The sequence below is a fragment of the Bathymodiolus azoricus thioautotrophic gill symbiont genome (assembly GCF_001298715.1).
Taxonomy (GTDB): domain Bacteria; phylum Pseudomonadota; class Gammaproteobacteria; order PS1; family Pseudothioglobaceae; genus Thiodubiliella.
In genome coordinates this window covers 1-2041 of sequence record NZ_CDSC02000197.1, presented here as the reverse complement: position 1 = coordinate 2041, position 2041 = coordinate 1, and the positions used below count along the sequence as shown (strand labels likewise).

The 2041-nt window shown below is 41.6% G+C and carries 1 protein-coding gene; it reads left to right on the top strand.

Annotated features, from left to right (window positions below; all coding sequences use genetic code 11):
• Positions 1-135: 135 nt before the first annotated feature.
• The coding region (locus BAZSYMA_RS03800; protein ID WP_195910080.1) for a galactose-binding domain-containing protein at positions 136-2041 on the top strand (1906 nt) is incomplete at its 3' end.

Below are 2041 nucleotides of genomic sequence, written 5' to 3'. Positions count from 1 at the left end.
GGATTTTATCAAAAGAGGAACAAAAAGTATTTTCTACACCACCAATCTTAACTAATTTTTTTTGGCGCATAAAAAAACCTTGACAAAATTATTTTTAAATGATACAGTGAATTTTTTAATTATTATTTTTTAAAAATGAAAAACACAACAAATACACTGAAAAAACTAACTAAACTCCTTGCAATTGCCATCATTTCAATCTCTTTAAATGCTTTTAGTCTTGTGGGTCCACTCATCACAATCAGTACTAATCATGTTAGTGCTACTACTGGAATCGCTATTACACCTGTTACCATCACCAATACAGGTGATACTGCTTTTGATTACTCAATTTCCCCTGCTATTTCCAATGGCTTATCCTTTAATACAAAAACTGGGACTATCTCTGGAACGCCAATTGTTGCATCTAATCCAGTGACTTATGTTGTAACAGCAACAGCAATTAATTTCTTCTTTACCTTTATTACTGACACTGCAACTGTTGTTATTGCTGTTGGTGTCGGCGATATTAATCTGGCCTTTGGAAAACATGCCACGCAATCCAGCATATATCTATACCACGATATCATCCCTGTTGCCGGCTATGCAGTGGATGGTAACACTGATGGCTATTTCTTAAATAAGAGCACAACCCATACCGAATATGAACACGGTGCTTGGTGGCAGGTTGATCTAGGCAGTCAGAAAAAGATTAATAAAATCATTATCTACAACCGCACTGATTGCTGTGCAGCTAGACTAGCCCACTACCAAGTTAGTATTTCTAATGAAGCAGACTTCAGTACCCACACCTATCAACAAGACTTTCATACCACGCCTAATCCTAAAAAAACCATTAAATTAGACGCACCAGGTAAACAAGGGCGCTATGTTAAAATCCAGTTGCTTACCAAAAGCTATCTGTCTCTAGCAGAAGTTCAGGTTATGGGTATTGATCCTTTGCGTTTTGCTAAGGTGGATTATTCTAGTGCTCAAAATGATTTTGGTGGGGTTAATAATGCGCCAAATTATGCTAATAGAAATACCTTTGCCGCCCTTAAAGCCGATGGCTCAGTCATGGTGTGGGGCGGAGGAGTACCTTCTGAAGTCAAAAAAGCACTCACTGGTAATGGTGACTATACCGAGATTTATTCAAATGAATATGCCTTTGCTGCCCTTAAAGATGGTGGTTTCATCAGGGCGTGGGGTGATCCATATTCTGGAGGTAAAAACGCACCTTCTGGCAGTGGATATACCAAGATTTATTCAACTGATCAAGCCTTTGCCGCCCTTACGCACGATGGCTCAATCAAGGCGTGGGGTAACTCATATTCTGGAGGCACGGGTGCACCTGCTGGCAGCGGCTATACCAAGATTTATTCTAATAAAAGAGCCTTTGCCGTCCTTAAACCCAATGGTTCAATCAAGGCGTGGGGGCACTCATATTTTGGAGGCAAAAAAGTACCTACTGGCAAAGGATATACCAAGATTTACTCAAATGCACTTGCCTTTGCTGCCCTTAAAGCTAATGGCTCAATCAAGGTGTGGGGTAGCGCAAAGTATGGGGGTAAAAACGCACCTTCTGGCAGAGGATATACCAAGATTTATTCAACTACTGATGCTTTTGCTGCCATGAAAGCTGATGGCTCAATCACGGTGTGGGGCCATCCAGATTCTGGAGGCAAAGACGCACCTACTGGCAAAGGTTATACCAAGATTTACTCAAATGCATATGCCTTTGCTGCCATGAAAGCTGATGGCTCAATCAAGGCGTGGGGAGACTCAGATTTTGGAGGCAAAAAAGCACCCACTGGCAAGGGTTATACCAAGATTTACTCAAATGCACTTGCCTTTGCTGCCCTTAAAGCCGATGGCTCAATTGCGACATGGGGTAACTTAGAGAGTGGAGGCAAAAAAGCACCCAACGCACCCACTGACAAAGGCTATATCAAGATTTATTCAACCGATAAAGCCTTTGCTGCTCTTAAAGTTGATGGTTCGATTACGACATGGGGTGACTTAGGGAATAAACACACAAACGCGCCCACTGACAAAGGCTATG